Source organism: Streptomyces sp. NPDC037083 (genome assembly GCF_055606485.1).
Genome location: NZ_JBVJSQ010000007.1, coordinates 1 through 24,654, shown reverse-complemented (window position 1 = coordinate 24,654; position 24,654 = coordinate 1). Strand labels below are relative to the sequence as shown.

Sequence of the window (24,654 nt, the reverse complement as noted above, 5' to 3'; positions counted from 1 at the left end):
TGTCGTCGCGTGTGAAGACCTCGATCATGTCGCGCCCGGCGGCCGCCGGACCACACCTTTCCGCCCGGCTTCCGCAAACTTTCTGTAGGGACCCCACAGTCAGCTCCTTGAGCCACTGTCGGTGCCCGAATGTCCGCGAGCCGAAGCGGACCGATAGGTTTCGAGGGAAGCCGCCTGCCGGTCAGAGTGCGGTCAGGTGTGTCAGACCCCTATCGAAAGGGTGATCCGTTGAGCCGCTCGGTTCTCGTCACCGGAGGAAACCGGGGCATCGGCCTCGCCATCGCCCGCGCGTTCGCCGATGCCGGCGACAAGGTCGCGATCACGTACCGCTCGGGCGAGCCGCCGGCCGCCCTGACGGAACTGGGCTGCCTCGCCGTCAAGTGCGACATCACCGACCCCGAGCAGGTGGAGCAGGCCTACAAGGAGATCGAGGCCGAGCACGGCCCCGTCGAGGTCCTGATCGCCAACGCCGGCGTCACCAAGGACCAGCTGCTGATGCGCATGACCGAGGAGGACTTCACCTCGGTCATCGACACCAACCTCACCGGCACCTTCCGTGTGGTCAAGCGCGCCAACCGCGCCATGCTGCGCGCCAAGAAGGGCCGCGTCGTGCTGATCTCCTCGGTGGTCGGGCTCCTCGGCTCGGCCGGTCAGGCCAACTACGCCGCCTCCAAGGCCGCCCTGGTCGGCTTCGCGCGCTCCCTCGCCCGTGAGCTGGGATCCCGCAACATCACTTTCAACGTCGTCGCGCCCGGCTTCGTCGACACCGACATGACCAAGGTGCTCACCGACGAGCAGCGCGCGGGCATCGTCTCGCAGGTCCCGCTCGGCCGGTACGCGCAGCCGGAGGAGATCGCCGCGACGGTGCGGTTCCTCGCCTCGGACGACGCCTCGTACATCACTGGAGCCGTCATCCCCGTTGACGGCGGACTGGGAATGGGTCACTGATCACCATGAGCGGAATTCTCGAGGGCAAGCGCGTCCTGATCACCGGTGTGCTGATGGAGTCCTCCATCGCCTTCCACACCGCCAAGCTGGCCCAGGAGCAGGGCGCCGAGATCATCCTGACCGCGTTCCCGCGGCCCACGCTGACCGAGCGGATCGCCCGGAAGCTGCCCAAGCCCACCAAGGTCATCGAGCTGGACGTCACCAACGACGAGCACCTGGGCCGGCTGGCGGACGTCGTGGGCGAGGAGCTCGGCGGCCTCGACGGCGTGGTGCACTCCATCGGCTTCGCGCCGCAGGACGCGCTCGGCGGCAACTTCCTCAACACGCCGTTCGAGTCCGTGGCCACGGCCATGCATGTCTCGGCGTTCTCCCTGAAGTCGCTCACCATGGCCTGCCTGCCGCTGATGCAGAACGGCGGCTCGGTCGTCGGCCTCACCTTCGACGCCTCGTTCGCCTGGCCGCAGTACGACTGGATGGGCCCCGCGAAGGCGGCCCTGGAGGCCACCAGCCGCTACATGGCGCGTGACCTGGGCAAGCAGAACATCCGCTGCAACCTCGTCTCGGCCGGCCCGATCGGCTCCATGGCCGCCAAGTCCATTCCGGGCTTCGACGAACTGGCCGCCGTCTGGGACAACCGCGCCCCGCTGGAGTGGGACCTCAAGGACCCCGAGCCGGCCGGCCGCGGCGTCGTCGCCCTGCTGAGCGACTGGTTCCCGAAGACCACGGGCGAGATCGTCCACGTGGACGGCGGTCTGCACGCCATCGGCGCGTGACCTGCCGCTGAGACACCACCGACGGGTGGGGCCCGCGTCCTCGGGACGCGGGCCCCACCCGTCACTCGTTCGGCCCATCCGACCGGGCGGTCGGGGCTGCCGACCAGGCATTCTTAAGTACGCGTTCACCCACGCGCTTCCCTCCCCAGCTCTGCCGAGGAGGTTCCCTTGTGCGCCTGTTCCTCAGCCTCGCCCCAGTGACCGCCGCCGTCGCCCTCGTGCTCTGTCCGCCGTGCGACGCCCTCGGACACGCGCGCGTGGAGCATCGTCCCGAGCCGTTCGGCGCGGAGTGCCGGATCGGCGTCAGCGGCTCCCGCGTCGTCGCCTCCTGTCACAACCCCTACGCCGACACCGACCGGGTCCGCCTGCACATCGAGTGCGCGCGCTGGTGGGACCTGGACACCGACGGCACGCCCACCGACGCGGGCCCGGCCCAGACCGTGCGGCTCACCGGCCGGTGCTGGAAGGAGGTCGGCTCGGCCTGGGTCAGCCACCAGAGGCGGTGAACCGTCCGGGCCGGCACAGCAGCGGGTAGGCGGCCGCCTCGACGGCGGCCGTCTCCGCGTCGCCCGCGCGGATCGCGTCCACCAGCCGCGAGTGGTCCATGTACGTCTCCGGCGTCAGCTCCTCGCCGACGTCCTCGCGCAGCCAGTCCCGCAGGACCTCGCCGAGGTCGGCGTACATCGCCGTCAGGACGTCGTTGTGGGAGGCCGCCACCACCGCCAGGTGGAAGGTCGTGTCCGCCGTCACGAACGCCTCCGCGTCGCCCGACTCCCACGCCTGCTCGCGCCGCAGCAGGAGCGCCTCCAACTGCTTGAGGTCCTTCTCCGTGCGCCGGCCGGCCGCCAGCTTCGCCGCGCTCGACTCCAGTGCGGCGCGCAGCTCGGCGATGTGCCCGGGGTCGGCGTCGGCGAAGCGGCGGTGCATCACGCCCGCCAGCTCGCTGGTCGCCACGACGTAGGTGCCCGATCCCTGCCGGATGTCCAGCAGCCCGTTGTGCGCGAGTGCCCGGACCGCCTCGCGGACGGTGTTGCGGGCTACGCCCAGCTGCTCGACCAGCTCGGGCTCGGTGGGGATGCGCGAGCCGACTGGCCACTCGCCCGAGGTGATCTGGGTGCGCAGCGCGGCGATGACCTGCTCGGAGAGCGCCGAGCGGCGGGGATGGCTCAGGGGCATGGCACACCTTCGCACGGCCGGGACGACCGGGGGACGCCCGGGCATGGACAACCAATCATCCTATGATTCTATGATGGGCGGCATGGTAAGCGAGCAGACACGCACGACGTCCCCGCCCCTGCGCACCTCGGCGGAGGGCAGGGCCCTGCGAGCCGCCACGCGCGCGTGGCCGACGCGGCTGCTCGTGGCCGGGATCGTGCTGGCCGCCCTCAACCTCAGGCCCGCCATCACCAGCCTCGGCGCGCTCCTCGAAGAGGTCCGCGACGGGCTCGGCATGAGCGGCAGCGTGGCCGGGCTTCTCACGTCCGTGCCCCCGCTCTGCTTCGCCGTCTTCGGCGTCATGGCTCCCCGCCTGGCCCGCCGTTTCGGACCGGGCGCGGTGGTGTGCGCGGGGATGGTCGCCATCACGGCCGGCCTGATTCTCCGCCCCTATGTCGCGGGCACCGCGGGATTCCTCGCCGCCAGCGCCCTCGCCCTCATGGGCATCGCCGTCAGCAACGTCCTGATGCCGGTCATCGTCAAGCGCCACTTCCCCGACCGGGTCGGTTCCATGACCGGCCTGTACTCGATGGCCCTCGCCCTGGGCACCTCGACCGCCGCCGCGGTCACCGTGCCCATGACCGAGGCGCTGGGCGGCAGTTGGCGCACCGGGCTCGCGGTGTGGGCGGGCCTGGCGGCCGCGGCCGTCCTGCCGTGGCTGCCGCTCGTCCGCGCCCGGAGCACGGAACCGGGCGCCGCGCCGGCCCCCGCGCGAGTCCCCGACGCCCCGCTGCGTGTCACCCGCAGCCGGACCGCCTGGGCCCTCGCCGTCTTCTTCGGCCTCCAGGCCACCGCCGCGTACATCACCATGGGCTGGATGCCGCAGATCTTCCGGGACGCGGGCGTGCCCGCGAGCACGGCCGGACTGCTCCTCGCCGTGACGATGGCGATGGGCGTGCCCCTGGCCTTCGTCATCCCGCGCGTCGCCACCCGGCTGCCCCACCAGGGTCCGATCGTGCTCGCGCTGGGCGTCTGCGGCCTGGTCGGATACGCCGGCCTCTACCTCGCGCCCGCCGCCGGCGCGTGGGCCTGGGCCCTGCTGCTCGGCATCGCCAACTGCGCCTTCCCGCTGGCCCTCACGATGGTCGGGATGCGGGCCAGGACCGGGGCCGGCGTCGCCCAGCTGTCGGCGTTCGCGCAGAGCACCGGGTATCTGATATCCATCCCGGGCCCGCTCCTGGTGGGCGTGCTCTACCAGCACAGCGGCGGCTGGGACCTGCCCCTCGTGCTCATGGCGGCCCTGATGGTCCCGCAGACCGTCGTGGGCGTCCTGGCCGGCCGCGACCGCACGGTGGAGGACGAGGCCGCCCGCTGACCCCGGGGGAGTCGATGCCGCCGCGAGGTGCGAGACTGGCGGCATGCCCGTGCTCGACCCGAATCCGCAGAACGGCCAGAAGAAGATGCTGCTCGTCTTCGGCTCGTTCTTGGCCATCTTCGTGATCATCGCCGTCATCGCGACCATCGCCTCGCCCTGACCTCCGGCCGCCCCGCCGTCACCGCCCGGCCCGGGATCCCGGCGGGCCGGGGGTGGGGTTAACCCCCCGGTCCCCTAGGGGGTGAGGGTCAGGGTCAAGTGGGTGGATCACCGGATGGGTCGAAGGCCGCCGCTTCCGTACTTTCGAAGGGTGACCGCGGGAAGCGGATCACCTCCACGGTCCACGGACCATTCGAAGTCAGCGGAGGCACCCATGTCGGCCCCTACGCACACCCGGCCCCGCCCGGCCACCCCGGGCGGCCTCGACACCCGGCTGCCCTGGTGGGCCCTCGCCCTGCCGACGCTCGCCTTCGTCACCCTGCTCCTGCTGATACTGAACCCCGCCGACGCCCACGCAGCCGGCGGCGACCCGGTGATCACCCACCTCGTCGAGCGCGTGCAGCAGCTGCTCGCCCGCTAGAACGCGCCCCCGCCGGCCGAGAGGGCCGCCGCCGCACCGCACGGGCGGCTCCGGGCAGCTCGGCGCAGTTCCGGGCACCTTCGCACCCCTGGTGAAGCCCCCTGTCAACTCCCTGCGCCTGCTGGCCTGTTTCATGCGAAGCTGGGACTCATGAGCGTCGCAGAACCCCGCAGGATCATCCTCTTCCGCCATGCGAAAGCCGACTGGCCACAGGTGACCGACCACGAGCGTCCGCTCGCTGAGCGGGGCCGCATGGATGCGGCCGTCGCCGGACGCAAGCTGACCGACTCCGGTATCCCCGTCGACCTGGCCCTGTGCTCCACCTCGACCCGCACCCGGGAGACGTGGAAGCTCGCGGTCCACGAGTTCCCGCACCGGCCGAAAACCGTCTACGAGGAGCGGATCTACGAGGCCTCTCCGGGCGAGCTGATCGCCCTGCTCAACGAGACCCCCGACGACGTGCGCACCCTCGTCCTGATCGGCCACAACCCGGGGATCCAGGGCCTCGCCGAGATCCTGTCCGGCAGTTCCGACGGCGACGCGGGGGAGCGGATGAGTCGCCGCGGCTTCCCGGCCGCCGCCTTCGCCGTCGTCTCCTTCGAGGGCCCCTGGAAGGCCCTGGAGCCGGGCGTGGCCACGCTGCTCGACTACTGGGCCCCCGCCGAGTGACCCTGCCGGCACACCCGAGGGCCCGGCGCCGTAATGGCGCCGGGCCCTCGTCGTTCGTCCGCGTCTCCGCGTCTCCGCGTCTCCGCGTCTCCGCGTCTCCGCGTCCTCGAGCCCGAGCCGCACGCATGTTCGAGGTGCCCGAGTGTCTGGATGTCAGGGTGTCCGAGTGTTCGGGCGTCCGGCAGGCTCGGGCGGGCGGGGACTACTGCTCGTCGTGCGTCTCCGCGGCCTCGACCTCTTCGCGGGTGATGCCCAGCAGATACAGGACGGTGTCCAGGAAGGGCACGTTCACCGCCGTGTGCGCCGCCTCGCGCACCACCGGCTTGGCGTTGAAGGCGACCCCGAGACCCGCCGCGTTGAGCATGTCCAGGTCGTTCGCGCCGTCACCGATCGCCACGGTCTGTGAGAGCGGGACACCCGCCTCGGCGGCGAACCGGCGCAGCAGCCGCGCCTTGCCCGCGCGGTCCACGATCTCGCCGGTGACCCGGCCGGTCAGCTTCCCGTCGACGATCTCCAGCGTGTTGGCCTGGGCGAAGTCCAGTCCGAGCCGCTCCTGCAGATCGTCCGTGACCTGGGTGAAACCGCCGGAGACGACGCCCACCTGGTAGCCGAGCCGCTTCAGCGTCCGGATCAGGGTGCGCGCACCCGGCGTCAGCCGCACCTCGGCGCGCACCTTGTCCACGACCGAGACGTCCAGCCCCTCCAGCAGCGCCACGCGCGCGTGCAGCGACTGCTCGAAGTCCAGCTCCCCGCGCATCGCGGCCGCCGTCACCTCGGCGACCCGGTCCTCGCACCCGGCGTGCGCGGCGAAGAGCTCGATCACCTCGTCCTGGATCAGGGTGGAGTCGACGTCCATGACGACGAGCCGCTGGGCCCGGCGGTACAGCCCGGCGTCCACCACGGCGACGTCCACGCCGAGCACCGCCGCGTCCGTGACCAGGGCCGTGCGCAACGGCTCGGTCTCCACACCGGAGACGGCGAACTCGACGGCGGTGACGGGGTACTTGGCCAGCCGGAAGATACGGTCGATGTTGCCGCCGGCCTTCGTGATCTTCGAGGCGATCGCCGCCGTGGCCTCCGCGGTGAGCGGGTGACCGAGCACGGTGACCAGCGACCGCCCGAGGCCGCGCGGCCGGTTGTCGCCGAGGCCGGAGATGATCTCCGCCTGCATCTTCATCGACTCGGCCCAGCTGTGGACCGTCGACCGCAGGTCCCCCTCCAGGCCGGCCGGCGGCTCGGTCACGAGCGCGCACAGCACCATCCGGCCTCGGGTGACGACCTGCTCGATGTCGACCACGTCGACGGAGTAGGCGGCGAGGGTGTCGAAGAGGCCGGCCGTGATGCCCGGCCTGTCCTTGCCGAAGATCTTGACAAGGAGCGTGGGGACGTCGGAGGACGAAGTCTGCAAAGCGCTCATGGTGTATCCACCGTATCCGGCACCCAGTGCCGTGCGCCGCCCAGGTCCGCCTGCCGGACAGGGAACAGTGGGTGTCGTCGAGGTTGCCTGCGTCTCGACGGACGGTCGACGGCGTCCCCGTCCGGGCTCCCGGCCTGCGTCACCGTGGTCCGCGGGGTGGCCTCGGCCCCCTGGGCGGGGGTGGGGGAGGAGGCGGCGGCGGTCCCTCGTCCGTTCCGGACGGCGGCCGCTCACGGGGCCCACGAGGAGGCGGCCCGATCGGCCGGACCACGGTCGGGGCGCCGTAGACGTCGTCCGATCCCGGCGGTGGGGGCTCGCTCCGCCGGGAGCCCCCGTAGGGCCTCGGCCGCCCGCCCTTCTCCCCCTCCGCCGCCCCCGGCCCCTGATGCGCGTCGCGCGCCGCAGGCCCCGCCCCTGTCCCCGCTCCGCGCGCTGTCCGCGGTCCGTCCCCTGTGCCTGTCCCCGACGCCGCTTCCGGACGGGCGTCCCGCGCCTCGCGCAGGCCGTCCGGGAGACGCAGGTAGGGATTGGTGTCCGGGTTCGGCGGCCGGTACGACGGCGCGTCCGGCGCGTACGGCCCCGTCAGGTCGTCCGTGTACCCCGAAGGCCCACGGCCCTCGCCGGGGCCCCGCGCCCCGGCCCACGCGTCACCGCGTGCCAACGGCGCGGCCCGTCGTCCCGCGGCCCCGGTGGCACGGGCCAGCAACGCACCGGCGGCCCCTGCCCCCGCGCCCCACACAGCACCCAGAAGCAGCGCCATGCCCAGGTGCCCGTGCAGCTCGATCCCGGCGCCGAAGGCGTCGAAGCCCAGGACGGACAGCGACGCGTTCACGGACACGTCCGTCAACCAGGCGATCAACGGCAGCGCCAGCGCGGTCGCACCCCCCAGCCGCACGGCACACCGCCCCGCGAACCTGCCGAGACCACTTTCCTGAGCACCGGCCCCCGGCCCCGCCACGGCACCCGGCGAGGCCGCCGCGCCCGTGCCCCGGGCTTCCGTCCCAGGCCCCCGCGAGGCCGCCACGCTCCCGCCCCGGGCCTGCGAACCCGGCCTCCGGGAGGCCGCCGCACCCGGGTCACCGGCTCCCGCCCCGCTCCCCGCGGTCCCCGCCCGCGCTTCTCGTCGGTCGCCTTCACCGGTGGCGCCCGGCCCCTGAGCCCGCCCGGCCCCCGGCTCACTTCCCGCCCCCGCGGGCGTCCGCGCGGCCGTCAGCACTCCCGCCAGCAGCATCATCAGTGCCGCCGCCACTGCCAGCAGCCACGCCCGTCCGTCCAGCTCGGCCAGGCGGCCCAGCGTCACCGACTGTTCCGCGCCGACGCCCAGCAGATCGTCCAGCGGGTCCGGGAGCAGGTTCGTCAGGGCGCCCGTCGCCCGCCCGTCCCACGGCACGAACAGGCCGATCGGGATGCCCAGCCAGACCCCGTTCGGCGCGCCGAGCAGTGCCGCTCCCGCGATCCGCTTCGGGTGGTCGTCGCCGATCGCCGCGTACGCCGCCGCGGCGAACCCCGCGGCGACGGCCGTCAGCAGCACCGTGACGACGGCGGACACCGCCGGCCGCACCACGCGGTGCACCGCCTCCCAGCCGGGCGGCAGCGGCGTGCGGCGCGAGGCCAGCAGGGCGATCAGCAGGATGCCGAGCGACCAGCCGAGACCGCCGAGCAGCGTGGGCACGGTGTCGACGGTGAAGCCGACCGCCGCCTTCGCGCCGACCAGGTCGCCGAGCCGGTCGGGCAGCAGCCCCCCGATGTCCCCGACGTCCCCGAGCCCGGGGATCTCCAGGCCGCCGCCCCCACCGTCTCCGCCGGGCAGGTCGTCCAGCCCCAGTGAGCCCCCGTCGAGCGTGATCACGTCGTGCCCCGCCCAGGCGAGGCCGCCGAGCATCGCCACGAACAGCGCCACCATCGCGCCGACGCGTGCGAGGAGTTCGGCCGGGGCTATCACAACTCCGGCCGCGCGCAGGGACCGTAGGAAGAACCACGACAGCAGCAGCGCGCCCACGAGACCGACACCCAATGGCGTGATCTCGATGGCCGTGTCCGCCTCCGCGCCCGTGAGCCCGAACGCGGACACATCACCGGACGGAGTCACCGAGCCGCCGGCCCCCAGGGCCACCACCGCGGCCGTCATCGGGCCCAACGAGCCCGCCGCGTCCGCCCCGAGCAGATGCAACCCGAGTGCCGCGGTACCCGCCATGCCGATCAACGCCCAGCTCACCGCGGCGATCGCGGCGAGCAGCACGTCCGTCCACGGCACGCCCTTGCCGCGCGCCACGCTCCCGCCGCCCCCGACACCCGTGCCGGCACTCATGCAGACCCCCCGATCCGCGGTGCGGAACGGCGAAGATCGCCGCTTCCATCCCCCTCGCGTGCTTTTACCACTCTCCGGGCCGTTTTCAACCCCGTCAACGGGATCGGCCGGTACGCGCGCGCGGACTCCTCACAAGGCCCGACTTTCGGTCAGGGGGCCGCTACTGAAATAGTTCCCCCCGATGTTCGACATCCCTAGACTCCCCGTCGATGGGGCTAACTCGGGGGACAACTCAGTGGGGCTGGAGTGCCGGAACTCGTACTGGAATTGAACGGACGCACCTGGACGCTCGATCCGTCCAGGTCATACACCCTGGGACGTGATCCCCAGGGGGACATCGTCCTTGAGGACGCCAGGGTCTCCTGGCGTCACGCCACGGTCAGCTTCGACGGCCGCAGTTGGGTCGTCGAGGACCATGGCAGCACCAACGGCACGTTCGCGCAGGGGCAGCGGATCCATCGACTGGAGATCGGTCCCGGCTCGGCGTTGCACCTGGGCAACGCGACCGACGGACCGCGCGTGAACCTCTCGGGAGCGCAGGCGCCCGCCGCGCAGCCCCAGCAGCAGCCGTACGCGGCACAGGGGGCGAATCCGGGCTGGGCCCAGCAGGCGCCGCCGCAGGCCGGGTGGCAGCCGCCGCAGCAGGCCGCGCCGCACGTGCCGCAGCAACAGGGCGCGAGCGAGCCGTACGTGCAGCAGGTGCCCGGTGGTGGCGCGGGGGCGCCGCCGGTCTACGGCGACCGCAGCCCCACCACGTTCCACCAGTTCTCCCTCGGCCGTGTGATGCGCATCGGCCGTTCGCTGGAGAACGAGCTGGTCGTCTCCGACCTCCAGGTCTCCCGTCACCACGCCGAGTTCCACTCGACGCCCGACGGCCGTATGGAGATCCGCGACCTCGGCTCGCACAACGGCACCTACGTCAACGGTCAGCCGATCCCCAAGGGCGGATCGGTGCCGCTCGGCCCGACCGACATCGTCGGCGTCGGCCACTCGACGTTCCGGATCGTCGGCGACCGGCTCGAGGAGTTCGTCGACACCGGTGAGGTCTCCTTCTCGGCCCGCCATCTGACCGTGACGGTCGACGGCGGCAAGCAGATCCTCAAGGACGTCTCGTTCGGCGTCCCGGAGAAGTCGCTGATCGCGGTCATCGGACCGTCCGGTTCCGGCAAGTCGACCCTGCTCAAGGCGCTGACCGGCTACCGCCCCGCCAACCAGGGCGACGTCCTCTACGACAACCGGAACCTCTACAAGCAGTTCGCCGAGCTGCGCCAGCGCATCGGTCTGGTCCCGCAGGACGACATCCTGCACAAGGAACTGACCGTCAAGAAGGCCCTCAAGTACGCGGCCAAGCTCCGCTTCCCCGCGGACACCACGCCCGCCGAGCGCGAGTCCCGCATCGACGAGGTGCTGCGCGAGCTGAAGCTGGACATCCACAAGGAGAAGAAGGTCACCTCCCTCTCCGGCGGCCAGCGCAAGCGCGTGTCGGTGGCCCTGGAGCTGCTCACCAAGCCGTCGCTGATCTTCCTGGACGAGCCGACCTCCGGCCTCGACCCGGGCATGGACCGCGACGTCATGCAGCTGCTGCGCGGCCTCGCCGACGACGGCCGCACGGTCCTGGTGGTCACGCACTCGGTGGCCGAACTCGCCATCTGCGACAAGCTGCTCGTGATGGCGCCCGGCGGCGCCGTGGCCTACTTCGGCCCGCCCGAGGAAGCCCTCAACTTCTTCGGCTACGACACCTGGGCCGACGTCTTCTCCGCCTTCGAGAACTACCGCGACTACGACTGGGCGGGCCGCTGGAAGGGCTCGCAGCACTACCAGATGTACGCCGCGGACATCGACGCCATCGCGCCGCAGTCCGTACAGATGCCGCCGATGCAGGCGATGAAGCCGCCGAAGCCGCAGGGCTGGATGTCCCAGTTCGTCACGCTGGTGCGCCGCTACGTCTCGGTGATCGCCTCCGACAAGGGCTTCCTGGCCCTGACGGTGATCCTGCCGGCCGTCCTCGGCGCGGTGAGCCTGCTCATCGACTCGGGCAACAGCCTGCTGCCCAACCCGGTCAACCCGAAGAGCGGCCGCATCATCCCCAACGGCACGGCCACCACCGTCCTGCTGATCCTCGCGGTCGGCGCCTGCTTCGCGGGCGCGGCCAACTCGGTCCGCGAGCTCATCAAGGAACGGGTCATCTACGAGCGGGAACGCGCGACCGGTCTGTCCCGCTCCGCGTACCTGATGTCCAAGGTGTTCGTGCTCGGCGTGGTCACCGTGCTCCAGGGCCTCATGGTGGGCGTGATCGGCTTCGCGAGCCGGGAGATCCCGACGGAGGGCCTGGTCCTCGGCAGCGCCACCATGTTCGAACTCTCCATCCCGATCATGGCGCTGGGCTTCACCTCGATGATGTTCGGCCTGGTCATCTCGTCGCTGGTGAAGACGGCCGAGAAGACCATGCCGCTGCTGGTGATGTTCGCGATCATCCAGGTCGTGTTCACCGGCTGCCTGTTCGCCCTGAACGGCGCGGTCGGCGTCAACGAGTTCTCGTACCTGATGCCCTCGCGGTGGGCCGTCGCGGCCGCCGGCGCCACGCTGGACTTCAACAAGATCAGCCCGCCCAAGGACGGCGGCGAGACGGACCCGCTGTGGGAGCACACCGTCGGCGCCTGGGGTCTGGACATGGCCGCGCTGATCGTCCTCGGCGTGATCTGCGGCTTCTTCGTGGCCCGCTTCCTGCGCCGCCACGAGCCCGAGGTCATGCGCAAGTAGTGCGCTCCGCACGACGCCGAAGGGCGGCGCCCCCGGTTTCGGGGGCGCCGCCCTTCGGCGTGCGGGGGTGCCTCAGTACGCGCTGTCGACGTTGTCGATCGTGCCGTACTTGTCGGCTGCGTAGTTCGCCGCGGCGGTGATGTTGGCGACCGGGTCGTAGATGTTCCAGGACGTGCCGGCGACGTGGTAGGCCTTGAACGTCGGCGGGATCACCTGCAGCAGGCCCTTGGACGGGATGCCGTTGATGGCGTTGATGTCCCAGTTGTTGATCGCGTTCGGGTTGCCCGAGGACTCCCGGATGATGTTGCGGTGCAGCCCGTCGTAGGAGCCCGGGATGCCCTTGGACTTCATGATGTCCAGCGAGTGCTTGATCCAGCCGTCGAGGTTGTTGGCGTAGTGCTTGACGGCGGCCTTCTTGATCGCGGCGCGCTTGGCGGACCGGCTCGCGGCCTCGCGGGCCTCGTGCGCGGCGGCGGCCTTCCTCTTGGCGGCGGCCGCGGCGGCCGCCTTCTTCTTCGCGGCCGCTGCCTTCGCGGCGGCGGCCTTCTTCTTCGCGGCGGCGGCCGCGGCGGCCTTCTTCTTCGCCTCGATGGCGTCGACCTTCACGCTCTTGGCGGCCAGCTGGTCGGTCACGTCGGCCTTGACGTCCTGCACGGGCTTGGAGCTGTAGGCGACCTGGGACGAGGACACGGCGTCCGTCGTGGTCGTCTGCGCGTCGGCCGGCACCACGGAGAAGGCGAGGGCGGCCGCGCCGAGCGTGGCGGCACCGGCGATCGCGATCTTGTGAGTGTTCTTGGGCATGCGGAAGGACCTCTTCGAATAGCGCGGAGGTCGCTCTCTTCGTCCGACGGCGGACAGCGGGTGCTCTCGGCACGAACTCCGCGGGGCGAACCCACGGCGCTGAGCGACGAGAGCAATTCTTAGCGGCCGCAAAATGGCCAGGCAAAGGTGTGACGTACGATCCCCGATAGTGGATCAGGGAAGGGCAAATCGGGACAGATCGAGCCATCTGCCCCGTTCACCCCAGACCCATTTATCTCCTATTGGTCCTAGTACGTGATGTGGGCCCTATGTGCGGGCTCACATGGATCTTGGCCCGTCCTCACGTCGAGTTGCCCGAGCAATGCTCTGTGTCAGGGCCTTTTTCGCGGAACGACGTCAGAGCCCCTGCGGGAGGACGAGGTGCACGTCCCCGAACTCGTGCCACAGGTAGAGCGCGCGCAGCGCCTCGTCGTAGCCGCGGGCGATCGCCTCCCGCCCCGCCACCGCCTCCAGCATCAGCAGATGCGAGGCCTCCGGTTCGTGCAGCCCGGTCAGCAGCCCCTCCACCGCCCGCACCCCGCGCGCGGGCGTGACGACCAGATCCGTCCACCCCGCACGCGCGCGTACGACCCCGTCGGCGCCGACCGCGGACTCCACGGCCCGCACGGCGGTGGTCCCGACCGCGATCACCCGCCCGCCCCCGGCCCGCGCGGCGTTGATCAACCGCGCCGACTCCTCCGGCACCGCGAACCGCTCCGGGTACGGCGGCTCGTGCACCTCCGCCGAGGCGACCCCGGTGTGCAGCGTGACCGGCGCGAACTGCACACCCCGGCTCACCAGCTCCGCCACCGTGCCCGCGGTGAAGGGCCGCGCCGCACTCGGCATCTCCGCACTGCCCGACCCGTCGGCCGACGGCAGCGCGAAGACCGTCTGGTAGGCGGACAGCGGCTGGTCCCGCTCGGTGTAGGAGTAACGGATGGGCCGCCCGTACTCGCGCATCAGCCCCCGAACCGCCCCTTCGGGGGAAACCCGCGCCCACCACAGCCGTCCGCTGCCCGGGCTCAGCGGGGCGGCCAGCGTCAGCCGCGCGCCCCCGGGCAGCCGCACCCGCAGCCCCACCGGGCCGCCCGCACGCGCACGCGTCGTGCCCTCGCCGTCCGGATCGCGCAGTTCGACCGCCCACCGCCCGTCGTCCCCGCGGGTGGAGAAGTGCACCACCACGCGCGTGTGCCCGATCCGCCCGTCCACGGCCGCCGCCAGCGTCGCCGAGGTGTTCACCACCAGCAGGTCCCCGGCCCGCAGCAGGCGCGGCAGGTCCCGGAACGCGTGATGCGTCACCTCCGTCCCCCGCGACACCAGCAGCCGCACGTCGTCCCGGCCCCGCCCCGGCCCGCGCTGCTCGGCGGGCACCCGCGCCGACAGCTCCTCGGGCACCTTCCGCCACCCTCCGGCGGGCTCGTGCGAGGGGATCCCCGTCGTCAGCGTCACCGCCGTCCCTCCAGAAGCGCCGGAGCCCCGTACCGCCCGCTCGGCGGACGCTCCTCCAGCAGCCGCAGGAAGGCGGGCGCCACCCCGGCCGGGTCAGGCCGGGGATCGTCGTCGCCCGGGACGGCCGCCGCGTACAGGTCCGTGGCCATGTCCCCGGGGTCCACCGCCCACACCCGCAGCCCCGGCTCCTCCACGCCGAGCACCGCGGCGAGCTGGTCCAGGGCCGCCTTGGACGCCCCGTAGCCGCCCCACGTCCCGTACGCCTCGGCGGCCGCGTCGGAGCTGACTGTGATCACCGCGCCGGCCCGCGCCCCAAGCAGCAGCGGCAGCGCCTCCTGGACCAGGCCCAGGGCCGCCACCACGTTCACCTCCAGCGCCCGCCGCAGCCCGTCCAGGGGCAGCGCCTCCAGCCGCACCAGCGGCTCGGCGCCCAGCGCGCTCGCGTTGTTCACCAGCAGGTCGCAGCCGCCGAGCTGCCAGGCGGCCGCCACCAGCCCGGACCGGTGCCCGGGATCGGTGACGTCCCCCGTGAGGGCCTCGACCCGGGTCCCGTACGCGGACACGGACGCCGCCGCCTCCTTCAGCGCCTCCGCCGTCCTGGCGTCCAGCACCAGATCCCAGCCCCGCGCGGCCAGCGCCTCGGCCAGCGCCCGTCCCAGCCCCTTCGAGGCCCCCGTGATGATCGCTACCGGCATGACAACCGTCCCCTCGTCCGACCGCCTCCGCTCGGCGGTGACCCCAACCTAGGAACGGGTCCGACGCCCCCGCCTCGGACGCGGGACGCAAGTGGAAGGGGCCCTTCGACGTAGGCCCGGACGCCCGGGACTCCGGGCCCGGTCCGGGAGACCGAGGACCTCGGACCTAGGTCTCCCGTCCCGCGCACCGCCGCCACAGGTCCGATCCGCTCCGTCGGACCCCGCCGGTACCGTGAGGGCATGAGTCAAGGCCCCCGGTCCGGCCTCGCCGCGGTGAGTTCCGCGCTGCTGGCCATGAGCAGGCACCTGGAGGTGCGCGACGTCCTCAAGACGATCGTCGCCTCCGCCCGTGAACTGCTGGACGCGCAGTACGCCGCCCTGGGCGTCCCCGACGACCACGGCGGCTTCGCCCAGTTCGTCGTGGACGGCGTCAGCGACAGCCAGTGGAAGGCCATCGGCCCCCTGCCCCGCCAGCACGGCATCCTGGCGGCGATGCTGCACGAGGCCGGGCCCCAGCGCCTCGCCGACGTCCGCAAGGACCCGCGCTTCGAGGGCTGGCCCTCCGCCCACCCCGACATGTCCGACTTCCTCGGCCTGCCCATCCGCGACGGCGACGAGGTCATCGGCGCCCTGTTCCTGGCCAACAAGAACTGCGTCAAGCCCGAAGGCGGCTGCGGCTTCACCGAGGACGACGAGGAACTGCTCTCGATCCTCGCCCAGCACGCGGCGATAGCCCTCACCAACGCCCGCCTGTACGAGCGCAGCCGCGAACTGACGATCGCCGAGGAACGCTCGCGGCTGGCCCACGAGTTGCACGACGCGGTCAGCCAGAAGCTGTTCTCCCTGCGGCTGACGGCCCAGGCCGCCGCCGCCCTCGTCGACCGCGACCCCGCGCGCGCGAAGGGCGAGTTGCAGCAGGTCGCCGCCCTCGCCGCGGAGGCCACCGAAGAACTGCGCGCCGCGGTAGTGGAGTTGAGGCCGGCCGCGCTGGACGAGGACGGCCTGGTCGCCACCCTGCGCACCCAGATCCAGGTCCTCGACCGCGCCCACACCGCCCGCGTGACGTTCGCCGGCAACGGCGTCCGGGCCCTGCCCGCCGCCCAGGAGGAGGCCCTGCTGAGGGTCGCCCAGGAGGCCCTGCACAACGCGCTGCGCCACTCCGGCGCGGACCATGTGGACGTCACCCTCCACAAGCGCGGCCCTGACACGGTCCTGCGCGTCACGGACGACGGCAGCGGCTTCGATCCGACGACGGTCCGCCGGGCCGGCCGTCACCTCGGCCTGGTGTCGATGCGCGACCGGGCGAGCGGCGTCGGCGGCACGCTCACGGTGCGGTCGGCGCCCGGCAAGGGCACCACGATCGAGATGGAGGCTCCTGGTGGCTGACGCAATCAAGGTGCTGCTCGTCGACGACCACCAGGTCGTCCGCCGGGGCCTGCGCACCTTCCTGGAGGTGCAGGACGACATCGAGGTCGTCGGCGAGGCCGCCGACGGCGCCGAAGGGGTCGCCCTCGCCGAGGAGTTGAAGCCCGACGTCGTGCTGATGGACGTCAAGATGCCCGGCATGGGCGGCGTCGACGCCCTGCGCCGGCTCCGCGAACTCGCCAACCCCGCGCGCGTGCTGATCGTCACCAGCTTCACCGAACAGCGCACGGTCGTCCCGGCCCTGCGCGCGGGCGCCGCCGGGTACGTCTACAAGGACGTCGACCCGGACGCCCTCGCCGGAGCCATCCGCTCGGTCCACGCCGGCCACGTCCTGCTCCAGCCGGAGGTCGCCGACGCGCTCCTGTCCCAGGACGAGGCCAACTCCGGCCAGGGCAGAGGAGGTTCGCTCACCGAGCGGGAGCGCGAAGTGCTCGGCCTGATAGCGGACGGCCGCTCCAACCGCGAGATCGCCCGCGCCCTGGTCCTCTCCGAGAAGACCGTCAAGACGCACGTCTCGAACATTTTGATGAAGCTCGACCTCGCGGACCGCACCCAGGCCGCGCTGTGGGCCGTGCGCCACGGTGTCGCCGGCTGACACGGGCGGACCGCCGGCTGACACGGGCGGACCGCCGACCTGGAAGCTCACCTTTCGATCCGAGATTCATACCGTCGTGGGAATGTCCCCCGGACGGCGCAACCTTCGTCGGTCCGAGCCGTTCTCCAGTGCGTGCCGCGGCGACTGCCGCGGCGATCGCTAGGAGGGCTCAGAAGTGAAGAACCTGAAGAAGGCAGCGGCTGTGACGATGGTGGCCGGCGGCCTGATGGCCGCGGGCGCCGGCATGGCCTCCGCCGCCGACGGCGCCACCGCCCTGGGCGAGGCCAAGGGCTCGCCCGGCGTCGTCTCGGGCAACCTCGTCCAGGCCCCTGTGCAGGTCCCGGTCAACGTCGTCGGCAACAGCGTGAACGTGATCGGCGTGCTGAACCCGGCCTTCGGCAACCTGGGTCTCAACCACTGAACCACTGAGGTCCTCACGGACCCGTCGTGACTCAGGCCTCCTCCGGCCGCCACCGGGGGAGGCCGTTCTGTTCGTCGTCCCGTCGTCCCGAGGTTCCCGTGATCCGAAGGGGCTGCTCCCGCCTCGCCGACCGCACCGTTCGCGATCACCGCCGTGCCGGGCGGCGCACGACCCGCGGCCGGGTCGGACACGCAACCGCGCGAGGAACGCAATTCCATGAACCTCGCCAAGAAGGCCGCCGTGGCCCTCACGGTCTCCGGAATCGCCGCAGACGGCCCGGACGCCCCGACCGACGCGGATGCCGAAGGCGCGGCCGTGACGTCGCCGGGCGTCGGCTCGGGCAGCACCATGCAGCTTTCGGTCGACGTCCCCGTCAGCCCGGTCGGCGACAGCGTGAACGTGATCGGTCCGCTGAACCCGGCCTTCGGCGACACGGCGGTCAACGGCCGAAGCCCGGCACCGACGTCACGCAGGGGCCCGCTGCCGACGCCGGGCCGTCGGCGCCAGCGGCCCGTCCGGCGTTCGGCGACGAGGCCCCTTCAGCGCCGCTGCGGCCCCGTGGCCCCGGGGGTGCAGCGTCCGGAGACGGGCACGCCAACCGGCGGCACATGAGCGCCGACGCTCACCGAACCCCCCGCTCCCGCTCCTCCACAACGGAGTTGTACGCGGCGACCAGCGCCCGCCGAGCCGTCCGCTCCACAGGCCGCAACGCCTCGGAGCGCGCCGCCATCTCGGCGGAGGCGACCGCACCCCCGTGCCCCTTCTCCCGGGCGAGGGACACCAGCAGTCCCACCCGCTGCGCCAGCTCCAGCACCCGCACCGCCCGCGGCGGATACCCCGGCGCCAAAACCTCCCGCCCACGCTCGGCCCGCGCCCGGTACGCGTCGATCGCCGCCTCCGCCACCGGCCCCGACCCCGCGACGTCCAGCCGCGTCAGCACCGCCGTGGCATCCCGCAGGGCCTCCGCCAGCTCCCGCTCGGCCTCGCCCAGCGACGGCACATCGGCCGGCGGAGCCTCCCGCACCGGCAGACAGTGCCAGACCACCTCGACATGTACATCACCGTCCGGCCCGGCCTCGTACACCTCCGGCACCAGCCCGTAGCCGGCGCCGTGACAGACCACCGCCTCCTCGGCGTCCAGCGCCCGCGCGTTGAACTCCGGCGGTCCGCTCAGCCCCAGCGGATGCCCCGGCACCGGCAGCGCCACTCGCAGCCCGGTCACCCCCAGCGTTCGCAGCCGTCCCAGCGCGAGCGTGAGCCCGACGGGTGCGGACTCGCCCGGCAGGCCCTCCACCCGGTGCACGGCGTCCTCGCCGACGATGGCCAGTACGGCGTCGTCAGGCGAGACAAATCCGGCCAACAGGGCATTTCCCCAAGCGGCGAGGCGACCAGAGCGCGGTTCCGAGAGCATGCCCCCAGCCTAAGGACCGGACCGATGGAACGGGCCGCCCGACCGGTGGCGTAGATTTTCCCGAAGGGGCCGCGCCCACCCACGCGCGGCGGTCCGAGCCACAGGCGCCCGCGACAACCGACCGGCCACACTGCAAGGGGAGACAACGCGCTCATGAGCGATGTTCTGGAGCTTCAGGACGTAACCGTGGTCCGTGAGGGCCGGGCTCTCGTGGACCAGGTCTCCTGGTCGGTCAAGGAGGGCGAGCGCTGGGTCATCCTCGGTCCGAACGGGGCCGGCAAGACGACCCTCCTGAACATCGCGTCCACGTACCTCTTCCCGAGCTCCGGCGACGTCTCCGTCCTCGGCGAGCCCCTCGGCAAGCCCGGCACCGACGTGTTCGAGCTGCGCCCGCGCGTCGGCATGGCCGGCATCGCCCTCGCCGACAAGCTCCCCAAGCGCCAGACCGTCCTGCAGACCGTGCTGACCGCCGCGTACGGCATGACGGCCGGCTGGCAGGAGGAGTACGAGGACGTCGACGAGCAGCGCGCCCGCGCCTTCCTCGACCGCCTCGGCATGAGCGACTACCTCGACCGGAAGTTCGGCACCCTCTCCGAGGGCGAGCGCAAGCGCACCCTCATCGCCCGCGCCCTGATGACCGACCCCGAGCTGCTGCTCCTCGACGAGCCGGCCGCAGGCCTCGACCTCGGCGGCCGCGAGGACCTCGTGCGCCGCCTCGGCCGCCTCGCCCGCGACCCCATCGCACCCTCGATGATCATGGTCACGCACCACGTCGAGGAGATCGCCCCCGGCTTCACCCACGTCCTCATGATCCGCCAGGGCAAGGTCCTCGCCGCGGGCCCCGTCGAGCTCGAACTCACCTCCCGCAACCTCTCCCTCTGCTTCGGCCTCCCGCTCGTCGTGGAACAGGTCGGAGACCGGTGGACGGCTCAGGGCCTGCCCCTGTCCTGACCCCGTGCCGACCCCTTCGCGCCCTGTCCGCGACGGGACGCCCGGCCCTACCATGACCCTGTGAACGACATCGACGCGTGGGTGTGGTGGCTCGTCGGCGCGGCAGCGCTCGGTATCCCGCTCGTGGTGACCGCGATGCCCGAGTTCGGCATGCTCGCGGTCGGCGCCGTCGCCGCGGCGATCGCCGCGAGCCTCGGCCTGGGGGCCGTCGCCCAGCTGCTCGTCTTCATCGTCGTCTCCGTCGCCCTCATCGCCGTCGTGCGCCCCATCGCGACCCGGCACAGCAGGCAGCGCCCCCAACTCGCGACCGGAGTCGACGCGTTGAAGGGCAAGCAGGCCGTCGTGCTGGAACGGGTCGACGGCTCCGGCGGCCGCATCAAGCTCGCCGGAGAGATCTGGTCGGCGCGCTCGCTCGACACCACTCGCGCCTATGACTCGGGGCAGGAGGTCGACGTCGTGGACATCGAGGGGGCCACGGCGATCGTCATCTGACCATGCTCAACTCCCGCACTGCGTAAGTCGACCGAACACCTCGCGAGCCGCACGACGGTCTGTCAGACTCGACCAGCAAGATCTTCAACAGACATAAGATCTTCCGAAAGCACCGAGGCGGAGAAGGGTACGGGGAGCCGACGATGGAACCGGTCATCATCGTCTTGATCATTCTGGTGGTGTTGGTCTTCATCGCCCTGATCAAGACGATCCAAGTCATCCCGCAGGCCAGCGCCGCCATCGTGGAGCGCTTCGGCCGCTACACGCGCACGCTGAACGCGGGCCTCAACATCGTCGTGCCGTTCATCGACACCATCCGCAACCGCATCGACCTGCGCGAACAGGTCGTGCCGTTCCCGCCCCAGCCGGTGATCACCCAGGACAACCTGGTCGTCAACATCGACACGGTCATCTACTACCAGGTGACCGACGCCCGGGCCGCCACCTACGAAGTCGCCAGCTACATCCAGGCGATCGAGCAGCTCACCGTCACCACGCTGCGCAACATCATCGGCGGCATGGACCTGGAGCGCACCCTCACCTCCCGCGAGGAGATCAACGCGGCCCTGCGCGGCGTCCTCGACGAGGCCACCGGCAAGTGGGGCATCCGCGTCAACCGCGTCGAGCTCAAGGCGATCGAACCGCCCACCTCCATCCAGGACTCGATGGAGAAGCAGATGCGCGCCGACCGTGACAAGCGCGCCGCGATCCTCACCGCCGAAGGCACGCGCCAGGCCGCCATCCTCACCGCCGAGGGCGAGAAGCAGTCCCAGATCCTGCGCGCCGAGGGCGAGGCCAAGGCCGCCGCCCTGCGCGCCGAGGGCGAGGCCCAGGCCGTGCGCACGGTCTTCGAGGCCATCCACGCGGGCGACCCGGACCAGAAGCTCCTGTCGTACCAGTACCTGCAGATGCTTCCGAAGATCGCCGAAGGCGACGCCAACAAGCTGTGGATCGTCCCCAGCGAGATCGGCGACGCCCTGAAGGGACTCTCCGGCGCCATGGGCAACTTCGGCCCCTTCGGCGGGGGTTCGGGCGGCAACAACTCCGGCAACGGCGGCAACGAGCGCCGCGAGAAGCCGTCCATCGACTGACCGCCCACGGACACGGCCGGGGCCCGCCTTCCGAGCGAAGGCGGGCCCCGGTCACGTACGGACGCCGACTAAGCGGCGTCCAGCGTCAGCCACTCCGGCAGCGCGGCCAGGTCGTCCTGACCGAGAGCCAGCAGCATCGCGTCCGCCGGCGTCGGCTCGAACGGCTGGCGCAGCAACGGCATCTCCGCCTGCTCCGGAGTCCGGTCCGCCTTGCGGTGGTTGTCCTCCGCGCACGAGGCGACGGTGTTCAGCCACGAGTCCTGACCACCCTGGGCCCGCGGCACCACGTGGTCCACGGTCGTCGCCCGACGGCCGCAGTACGCGCACCGGTGCCGGTCCCTGACCAGGACACCCCGCCTCGACCACGGCGCTTGTCTTCGGAACGGCACCCGCACGTACCTGCACAGCCGGATCACCCGGGGCGCCGGGATGTCGACCTCCGCGCCACGCATCCGCAGTTCGGGGTGGGCCTGCTCGACGACGGCCTTGTCCTGGAGCACCAGAACGACGGCTCGGTTCAACGTCACCGTCGACAGCGGCTCGAAGCTCGCGTTCAGCACCAGCGTGTCCCGCATACCAGCCCACCTCCTGTGTGCACCGGCCCACCCCCTGGCGGGCTGGGACCAACTCTGGCCGGGCACGCCGAGATGGACAACGCAATATCTGCTGCTCCACGGGAGGTGACCCCCGCGACCCCCGGCAACAAAAATGCCCGCCCCTGATCACTTCCAAGACCAGAGGCGGGCAAACGTTCAATGAACGATGAGCTGACTCATCCCTCCTTGGGATGTTCGTACTCACCGATCAGCTGGGCGCGGCCGATCGCGTGGAACCGCAGGTTGAAACCGACCACGGCAGGGGAGGCGTCGGCGTCCGGACCGAGCTTCTCCTGGTCCACCGCGTACACCGTGAAGACGTACCGGTGCGGCCCGTCCCCGGGCGGCGGCGCGGCCCCGCCGAAGTCCTTGCTGCCGTAGTCGTTGCGCGCGTGGACGGCGCCCTCCGGCAGCCCTTCGAACCGGCCGCCGCCCGCACCCGCCGGCAGCTCGGTCACCGAGGCCGGGATGTCGAACAGGACCCAGTGCCAGAACCCGCTGCCCGTCGGAGCGTCGGGGTCGTAGCAGGTCACGGCGAAGCTCTTGGTCTCGGGCGGGAAACCCTCCCACCGCAGGTGCGGCGAGGTGTTCCCCTCGGCGTGGACCTGGGCGTCCTTGAGCACCGCCCCTTCCTTCACATCCTCGCTCGTGACCGTGAACGACGGCACCGGCGGATGGAAGTCGTGGGGCAGCGGCCGCCTCTTCAGCTCGGTCACCTCGACACCTCCTGATCGATCGGAAAGGCACTCCCTCCGGAGCCTACGACCTTCACCACGTCACAGACCGCGGGCCCTCGCCCGTGGCTCAGAACCAGTTGCGCTTGCTGCCGACCTCGGACAGCCACTGGTTGAGGTACGCCGGCCAGTCGGTTCCCTGGTAGTCGTTCAGACCCACCTGGAACGAGCGGAAGGTGTCGCTGCCCTCGCTGAACAGGCCGGGCTTCTTGTCCATCTCCAGCACGACGTCCATCGTGTGCTCGTCGGCCACGAAGCTCAGCTCGACCTGGTTCAGCCCCCGGTACTGCGACGGCGGGAAGAACTCGATCTCCTGGTAGAACGGCAGCTTCTGCCGCGTACCCCGGATGTGCCCCCGCTCCAGGTCGGCGTTCTTGAAGCGGAAGCCCAGCTGGATGAACGCGTCCAGGATCGCCGTCTGCGCGGGCAGCGGGTGGACGTTGACGGGGTCCAGGTCACCGGAGTCCACGGCACGCGCGATCTCCAGCTCGGTGGTCACCCCGATGTTCATCCCGCGCAGCGCCTGTCCGTCGATCATCGTGACCGGCGTCTCCCAGGGGATCTCGAGTCCGAACGGCACCGCGTGCACGGCGCCCGCCTGCAGCTCGAAGGCGCCCCCGAGCCGCTGCTTGGTGAACTCGATGTCCTGCTTGTACTCCTGGTCGCCGCTCTCGACCTCCACCTTGGCCTGCAGCCCGACCGACAGCCCCTCGATCTGCTGGTTGACGGACCCGCCCTGGATCCGCACCTCGCCCTGGACGACACCGCCCGGAACGACGTTGACCTCGGTCAGCACGGTCTCGACCGAAGCCCCGCCGGCCCCCAGACTCGCGAGCAGCTTCTTGAACGCCATGACTCTCCCTCTACGACCTTCTTCGGACGGGATCTCTCGATCCCTACAAACGCGATCCGGACGTGGCCGGTTCCGCCTCCCACACCCTGGCAAGCCGAGTGCCCGCTGACCACCCCGACGCACCCCCCTGTCTGCACTACGCTCGGAGGGCATGATCGCGACCCCCGACCGTACGCCCCTGCCCAGGACCTTCTTCGACCGCCCTGTCCTGGAGGTGGCCCCGGATCTGCTCGGCCGGCTGCTGGTCCGCACGACCCCCGAGGGCCCGATCACCCTGCGCCTCACGGAGGTGGAGGCCTACGACGGCGCGAACGACCCCGGCTCCCACGCCTTTCGCGGTCCCACGGCCCGCAACAGCGTGATGTTCGGTCCCCCCGGCCACGTGTACGTCTACTTCACCTACGGCATGTGGCACTGCATGAACCTCGTCTGCGGCCCGGAGGGTGCGGCGAGCGCGGTGCTGCTGCGCGCCGGCGAGATCGTCGAGGGAGCGGAGCACGCGCGTAAACGTCGACCCTCGGCCCGGGACGACAAGGAACTCGCCAAAGGCCCTGCCCGACTGGCCACTGCCCTGGACGTGGACCGGGCCCTCGACGGCACGGACGCCTGTGCCGACGGGGACACCCCCCTGCGGATCCTGACGGGCACCCCGGTCCCCTCCGACCAGGTACGCAACGGCCCCCGCACCGGAGTATCCGGCGACGGGGCGGTCCACCCCTGGCGGTACTGGACCGCCAACGACCCGACGGTGAGCCCCTATCGTGCCCACGTCCCCAGGCGCCGCCGAAGTTGACTCGCTCATGGACGGGGCGTAACGTAGCCCGAGCCGCTTGAACCGGGTACGGCAATCGCCTGCAGCCGGAAGCGGCCAACCCACTACCTACAACGCCCCTCAACGGGAGCGAATTCGGCGTGCCCGCATGCCCGAATTCCAACTCGGCGGGACTCGATTATGAGTTGCGGAGGGGATCGGCTAACGTAGTGAATGTCGAAAGGCCGACGGGCGAAAGCCCAAAGCCTCCCGGCAAATCCCGCCGACAGGGAATCGGATCGAGAAAATGATCTGATAGAGTCGGAAACGCAAGACCGAAGGGAAGCGCCCGGAGGAAAGCCCGAAGAAGTTCGGGTGAGTACAAAGGAAGCGTCCGTTCCTTG

The 24,654-nt window shown here is 71.5% G+C and carries 25 protein-coding genes and 1 pseudogene; 16 read left to right on the top strand and 10 right to left on the bottom strand.

Translation table 11 applies throughout. The features are described 5' to 3' along the window. Nucleotides 1–228: 228 nt before the first annotated feature. The 3 genes from fabG (at nucleotide 229) to ACZ7DE_RS19820 (ending at nucleotide 2,227) form a co-directional block, all read left to right on the top strand. A complete protein-coding gene (gene fabG, locus ACZ7DE_RS19830) occupies nucleotides 229–948 on the top strand; it encodes a 3-oxoacyl-[acyl-carrier-protein] reductase (protein ID WP_470762914.1) in 720 nt (239 codons plus the stop codon). A gap of 5 nt (nucleotides 949–953) precedes the next feature. Beyond that, nucleotides 954–1,721 (top strand): enoyl-ACP reductase FabI, encoded by a 768-nt coding sequence (fabI, locus tag ACZ7DE_RS19825; RefSeq protein WP_470762912.1) that lies wholly within the window; start codon nucleotides 954–956, stop codon nucleotides 1,719–1,721. A 170-nt stretch (nucleotides 1,722–1,891) separates the two neighbouring features. After that, nucleotides 1,892–2,227 carry a hypothetical protein gene (locus ACZ7DE_RS19820; RefSeq protein WP_470762910.1) on the top strand — a complete coding sequence of 112 codons (336 nt, stop codon included), beginning with the start codon at nucleotides 1,892–1,894 and terminating at the stop codon, nucleotides 2,225–2,227. Here the strand turns inward: ACZ7DE_RS19820 and ACZ7DE_RS19815 are convergent. After that, the gene (locus ACZ7DE_RS19815; RefSeq protein WP_470762908.1) at nucleotides 2,208–2,897 is read right to left on the bottom strand and encodes a FadR/GntR family transcriptional regulator; all 690 of its coding nucleotides are present in this window, start codon (nucleotides 2,895–2,897) and stop codon (nucleotides 2,208–2,210) included. The two genes, ACZ7DE_RS19820 and ACZ7DE_RS19815, sit on opposite strands and share 20 nt — an antisense overlap. Before the next feature lie 70 nt (nucleotides 2,898–2,967). Here ACZ7DE_RS19815 and ACZ7DE_RS19810 point away from each other — a divergent pair, with 70 nt between their 5' ends. The 4 genes from ACZ7DE_RS19810 to ACZ7DE_RS19795 all read left to right on the top strand — a co-directional run bounded on the left by ACZ7DE_RS19810 (nucleotide 2,968) and on the right by ACZ7DE_RS19795 (nucleotide 5,500). Further along, a complete protein-coding gene (locus ACZ7DE_RS19810; protein WP_470762906.1) occupies nucleotides 2,968–4,251 on the top strand; it encodes a CynX/NimT family MFS transporter in 1,284 nt (427 codons plus the stop codon). A gap of 43 nt (nucleotides 4,252–4,294) precedes the next feature. Next, nucleotides 4,295–4,411: an SGM_5486 family transporter-associated protein gene (locus ACZ7DE_RS19805; protein ID WP_097262240.1), complete on the top strand. Its 117-nt coding sequence runs from the start codon at nucleotides 4,295–4,297 to the stop codon at nucleotides 4,409–4,411. A 213-nt stretch (nucleotides 4,412–4,624) separates the two neighbouring features. Further along, the gene (locus ACZ7DE_RS19800; RefSeq protein ID WP_470762903.1) at nucleotides 4,625–4,831 is read left to right on the top strand and encodes a hypothetical protein; all 207 of its coding nucleotides are present in this window, start codon (nucleotides 4,625–4,627) and stop codon (nucleotides 4,829–4,831) included. A gap of 150 nt (nucleotides 4,832–4,981) precedes the next feature. Further along, nucleotides 4,982–5,500 carry a SixA phosphatase family protein gene (locus tag ACZ7DE_RS19795; protein ID WP_470762901.1) on the top strand — a complete coding sequence of 173 codons (519 nt, stop codon included), beginning with the start codon at nucleotides 4,982–4,984 and terminating at the stop codon, nucleotides 5,498–5,500. Nucleotides 5,501–5,702: 202 nt separating this feature from the next. Here ACZ7DE_RS19795 and serB read toward each other — a convergent pair whose 3' ends face one another. After that, nucleotides 5,703–6,917, bottom strand: a complete 1,215-nt coding sequence (serB, locus tag ACZ7DE_RS19790; RefSeq protein WP_470762899.1) for a phosphoserine phosphatase SerB — start codon at nucleotides 6,915–6,917, stop codon at nucleotides 5,703–5,705. A 139-nt stretch (nucleotides 6,918–7,056) separates the two neighbouring features. Continuing rightward, a complete protein-coding gene (locus ACZ7DE_RS19785; protein ID WP_470762897.1) occupies nucleotides 7,057–9,225 on the bottom strand; it encodes a streptophobe family protein in 2,169 nt (722 codons plus the stop codon). Nucleotides 9,226–9,471: 246 nt separating this feature from the next. Here ACZ7DE_RS19785 and ACZ7DE_RS19780 point away from each other — a divergent pair, with 246 nt between their 5' ends. Beyond that, nucleotides 9,472–11,985, top strand: a complete 2,514-nt coding sequence (locus ACZ7DE_RS19780; protein WP_470762895.1) for an ABC transporter ATP-binding protein/permease — start codon at nucleotides 9,472–9,474, stop codon at nucleotides 11,983–11,985. 72 nt (nucleotides 11,986–12,057) lie between these two features. Here ACZ7DE_RS19780 and ACZ7DE_RS19775 read toward each other — a convergent pair whose 3' ends face one another. From ACZ7DE_RS19775 to ACZ7DE_RS19765, 3 genes are all read right to left on the bottom strand, one after another. Continuing rightward, entirely contained in the window at nucleotides 12,058–12,786 is a 729-nt protein-coding gene (locus tag ACZ7DE_RS19775) for a transglycosylase SLT domain-containing protein (RefSeq protein WP_470762893.1), read from the bottom strand. A gap of 357 nt (nucleotides 12,787–13,143) precedes the next feature. Beyond that, nucleotides 13,144–14,235, bottom strand: a complete 1,092-nt coding sequence (locus tag ACZ7DE_RS19770; RefSeq protein WP_470762891.1) for an S-adenosylmethionine:tRNA ribosyltransferase-isomerase — start codon at nucleotides 14,233–14,235, stop codon at nucleotides 13,144–13,146. Beyond that, the gene (locus ACZ7DE_RS19765; protein WP_470762889.1) at nucleotides 14,232–14,930 is read right to left on the bottom strand and encodes an SDR family NAD(P)-dependent oxidoreductase; all 699 of its coding nucleotides are present in this window, start codon (nucleotides 14,928–14,930) and stop codon (nucleotides 14,232–14,234) included. The genes ACZ7DE_RS19770 and ACZ7DE_RS19765 overlap by 4 nt, the downstream gene beginning before the upstream one ends. 240 nt (nucleotides 14,931–15,170) lie before the next feature. Between ACZ7DE_RS19765 and ACZ7DE_RS19760 the strand changes: the two genes are divergently transcribed. The 4 genes from ACZ7DE_RS19760 (at nucleotide 15,171) to ACZ7DE_RS19745 (ending at nucleotide 17,983) form a co-directional block, all read left to right on the top strand. Further along, nucleotides 15,171–16,316 carry a GAF domain-containing sensor histidine kinase gene (locus tag ACZ7DE_RS19760; protein WP_470762887.1) on the top strand — a complete coding sequence of 382 codons (1,146 nt, stop codon included), beginning with the start codon at nucleotides 15,171–15,173 and terminating at the stop codon, nucleotides 16,314–16,316. Further along, nucleotides 16,309–16,950: a response regulator gene (locus ACZ7DE_RS19755; protein ID WP_470762885.1), complete on the top strand. Its 642-nt coding sequence runs from the start codon at nucleotides 16,309–16,311 to the stop codon at nucleotides 16,948–16,950. The genes ACZ7DE_RS19760 and ACZ7DE_RS19755 overlap by 8 nt, the downstream gene beginning before the upstream one ends. Before the next feature lie 175 nt (nucleotides 16,951–17,125). After that, a complete protein-coding gene (locus ACZ7DE_RS19750; RefSeq protein ID WP_057582301.1) occupies nucleotides 17,126–17,371 on the top strand; it encodes a chaplin in 246 nt (81 codons plus the stop codon). A 216-nt stretch (nucleotides 17,372–17,587) separates the two neighbouring features. Further along, nucleotides 17,588–17,983, top strand: coding sequence for a chaplin (locus ACZ7DE_RS19745; protein ID WP_470762882.1), 396 nt, complete (start codon nucleotides 17,588–17,590; stop codon nucleotides 17,981–17,983). A gap of 10 nt (nucleotides 17,984–17,993) precedes the next feature. Here the strand turns inward: ACZ7DE_RS19745 and ACZ7DE_RS19740 are convergent, their stop codons facing one another. Further along, the gene (locus tag ACZ7DE_RS19740) at nucleotides 17,994–18,782 is read right to left on the bottom strand and encodes a hypothetical protein (protein ID WP_470762880.1); all 789 of its coding nucleotides are present in this window, start codon (nucleotides 18,780–18,782) and stop codon (nucleotides 17,994–17,996) included. Between the two features lie 153 nt (nucleotides 18,783–18,935). Between ACZ7DE_RS19740 and ACZ7DE_RS19735 the strand changes: the two are divergent. The 3 genes and pseudogenes from ACZ7DE_RS19735 to ACZ7DE_RS19725 form a co-directional block, all read left to right on the top strand. Continuing rightward, a pseudogene (locus ACZ7DE_RS19735) lies at nucleotides 18,936–19,466 on the top strand (ABC transporter ATP-binding protein); the annotation flags it as partial. Nucleotides 19,467–19,793: 327 nt separating this feature from the next. Next, complete coding sequence (locus ACZ7DE_RS19730; protein WP_470762878.1) at nucleotides 19,794–20,225, top strand: NfeD family protein; 432 nt, start codon at nucleotides 19,794–19,796, stop codon at nucleotides 20,223–20,225. A gap of 143 nt (nucleotides 20,226–20,368) precedes the next feature. Continuing rightward, nucleotides 20,369–21,316, top strand: coding sequence for an SPFH domain-containing protein (locus tag ACZ7DE_RS19725; RefSeq protein WP_470762876.1), 948 nt, complete (start codon nucleotides 20,369–20,371; stop codon nucleotides 21,314–21,316). Nucleotides 21,317–21,384: 68 nt separating this feature from the next. Here ACZ7DE_RS19725 and ACZ7DE_RS19720 read toward each other — a convergent pair whose 3' ends face one another. The 3 genes from ACZ7DE_RS19720 to ACZ7DE_RS19710 form a co-directional block, all read right to left on the bottom strand. Continuing rightward, nucleotides 21,385–21,891, bottom strand: a complete 507-nt coding sequence (locus ACZ7DE_RS19720) for an HNH endonuclease (RefSeq protein WP_470762874.1) — start codon at nucleotides 21,889–21,891, stop codon at nucleotides 21,385–21,387. Between the two features lie 197 nt (nucleotides 21,892–22,088). Beyond that, on the bottom strand, nucleotides 22,089–22,628 hold the full coding sequence (locus ACZ7DE_RS19715) for a YbhB/YbcL family Raf kinase inhibitor-like protein (RefSeq protein ID WP_470762872.1): 540 nt from the start codon (nucleotides 22,626–22,628) through the stop codon (nucleotides 22,089–22,091). 88 nt (nucleotides 22,629–22,716) lie between these two features. Further along, entirely contained in the window at nucleotides 22,717–23,499 is a 783-nt protein-coding gene (locus ACZ7DE_RS19710; protein ID WP_470762870.1) for a sporulation protein, read from the bottom strand. A 151-nt stretch (nucleotides 23,500–23,650) separates the two neighbouring features. Between ACZ7DE_RS19710 and ACZ7DE_RS19705 the strand changes: the two genes are divergently transcribed. Beyond that, nucleotides 23,651–24,292: a DNA-3-methyladenine glycosylase gene (locus ACZ7DE_RS19705; protein ID WP_470762868.1), complete on the top strand. Its 642-nt coding sequence runs from the start codon at nucleotides 23,651–23,653 to the stop codon at nucleotides 24,290–24,292. The last annotated feature ends 362 nt before the right edge of the window (nucleotides 24,293–24,654 follow it).

What these genes read in the sequence shown, in the direction of transcription:
- fabI (WP_470762912.1), top strand. Translation starts at nt 954, where the DNA reads ATGAGCGGAATTCTCGAGGGCAAGCGCGTCCTGATCACCGGTGTGCTG.
- ACZ7DE_RS19815 (WP_470762908.1), bottom strand. Translation starts at nt 2,897, where the DNA reads ATGCCCCTGAGCCATCCCCGCCGCTCGGCGCTCTCCGAGCAGGTCATC.
- ACZ7DE_RS19810 (WP_470762906.1), top strand. Translation starts at nt 2,968, where the DNA reads ATGATGGGCGGCATGGTAAGCGAGCAGACACGCACGACGTCCCCGCCC.
- ACZ7DE_RS19805 (WP_097262240.1), top strand. Translation starts at nt 4,295, where the DNA reads ATGCCCGTGCTCGACCCGAATCCGCAGAACGGCCAGAAGAAGATGCTG.
- ACZ7DE_RS19800 (WP_470762903.1), top strand. Translation starts at nt 4,625, where the DNA reads ATGTCGGCCCCTACGCACACCCGGCCCCGCCCGGCCACCCCGGGCGGC.
- ACZ7DE_RS19795 (WP_470762901.1), top strand. Translation starts at nt 4,982, where the DNA reads ATGAGCGTCGCAGAACCCCGCAGGATCATCCTCTTCCGCCATGCGAAA.
- serB (WP_470762899.1), bottom strand. Translation starts at nt 6,917, where the DNA reads ATGAGCGCTTTGCAGACTTCGTCCTCCGACGTCCCCACGCTCCTTGTC.
- ACZ7DE_RS19785 (WP_470762897.1), bottom strand. Translation starts at nt 9,225, where the DNA reads ATGAGTGCCGGCACGGGTGTCGGGGGCGGCGGGAGCGTGGCGCGCGGC.
- ACZ7DE_RS19775 (WP_470762893.1), bottom strand. Translation starts at nt 12,786, where the DNA reads ATGCCCAAGAACACTCACAAGATCGCGATCGCCGGTGCCGCCACGCTC.
- ACZ7DE_RS19765 (WP_470762889.1), bottom strand. Translation starts at nt 14,930, where the DNA reads ATGCCGGTAGCGATCATCACGGGGGCCTCGAAGGGGCTGGGACGGGCG.
- ACZ7DE_RS19760 (WP_470762887.1), top strand. Translation starts at nt 15,171, where the DNA reads ATGAGTCAAGGCCCCCGGTCCGGCCTCGCCGCGGTGAGTTCCGCGCTG.
- ACZ7DE_RS19745 (WP_470762882.1), top strand. Translation starts at nt 17,588, where the DNA reads ATGAACCTCGCCAAGAAGGCCGCCGTGGCCCTCACGGTCTCCGGAATC.
- ACZ7DE_RS19740 (WP_470762880.1), bottom strand. Translation starts at nt 18,782, where the DNA reads ATGCTCTCGGAACCGCGCTCTGGTCGCCTCGCCGCTTGGGGAAATGCC.
- ACZ7DE_RS19725 (WP_470762876.1), top strand. Translation starts at nt 20,369, where the DNA reads ATGGAACCGGTCATCATCGTCTTGATCATTCTGGTGGTGTTGGTCTTC.
- ACZ7DE_RS19720 (WP_470762874.1), bottom strand. Translation starts at nt 21,891, where the DNA reads ATGCGGGACACGCTGGTGCTGAACGCGAGCTTCGAGCCGCTGTCGACG.
- ACZ7DE_RS19710 (WP_470762870.1), bottom strand. Translation starts at nt 23,499, where the DNA reads ATGGCGTTCAAGAAGCTGCTCGCGAGTCTGGGGGCCGGCGGGGCTTCG.
- ACZ7DE_RS19705 (WP_470762868.1), top strand. Translation starts at nt 23,651, where the DNA reads ATGATCGCGACCCCCGACCGTACGCCCCTGCCCAGGACCTTCTTCGAC.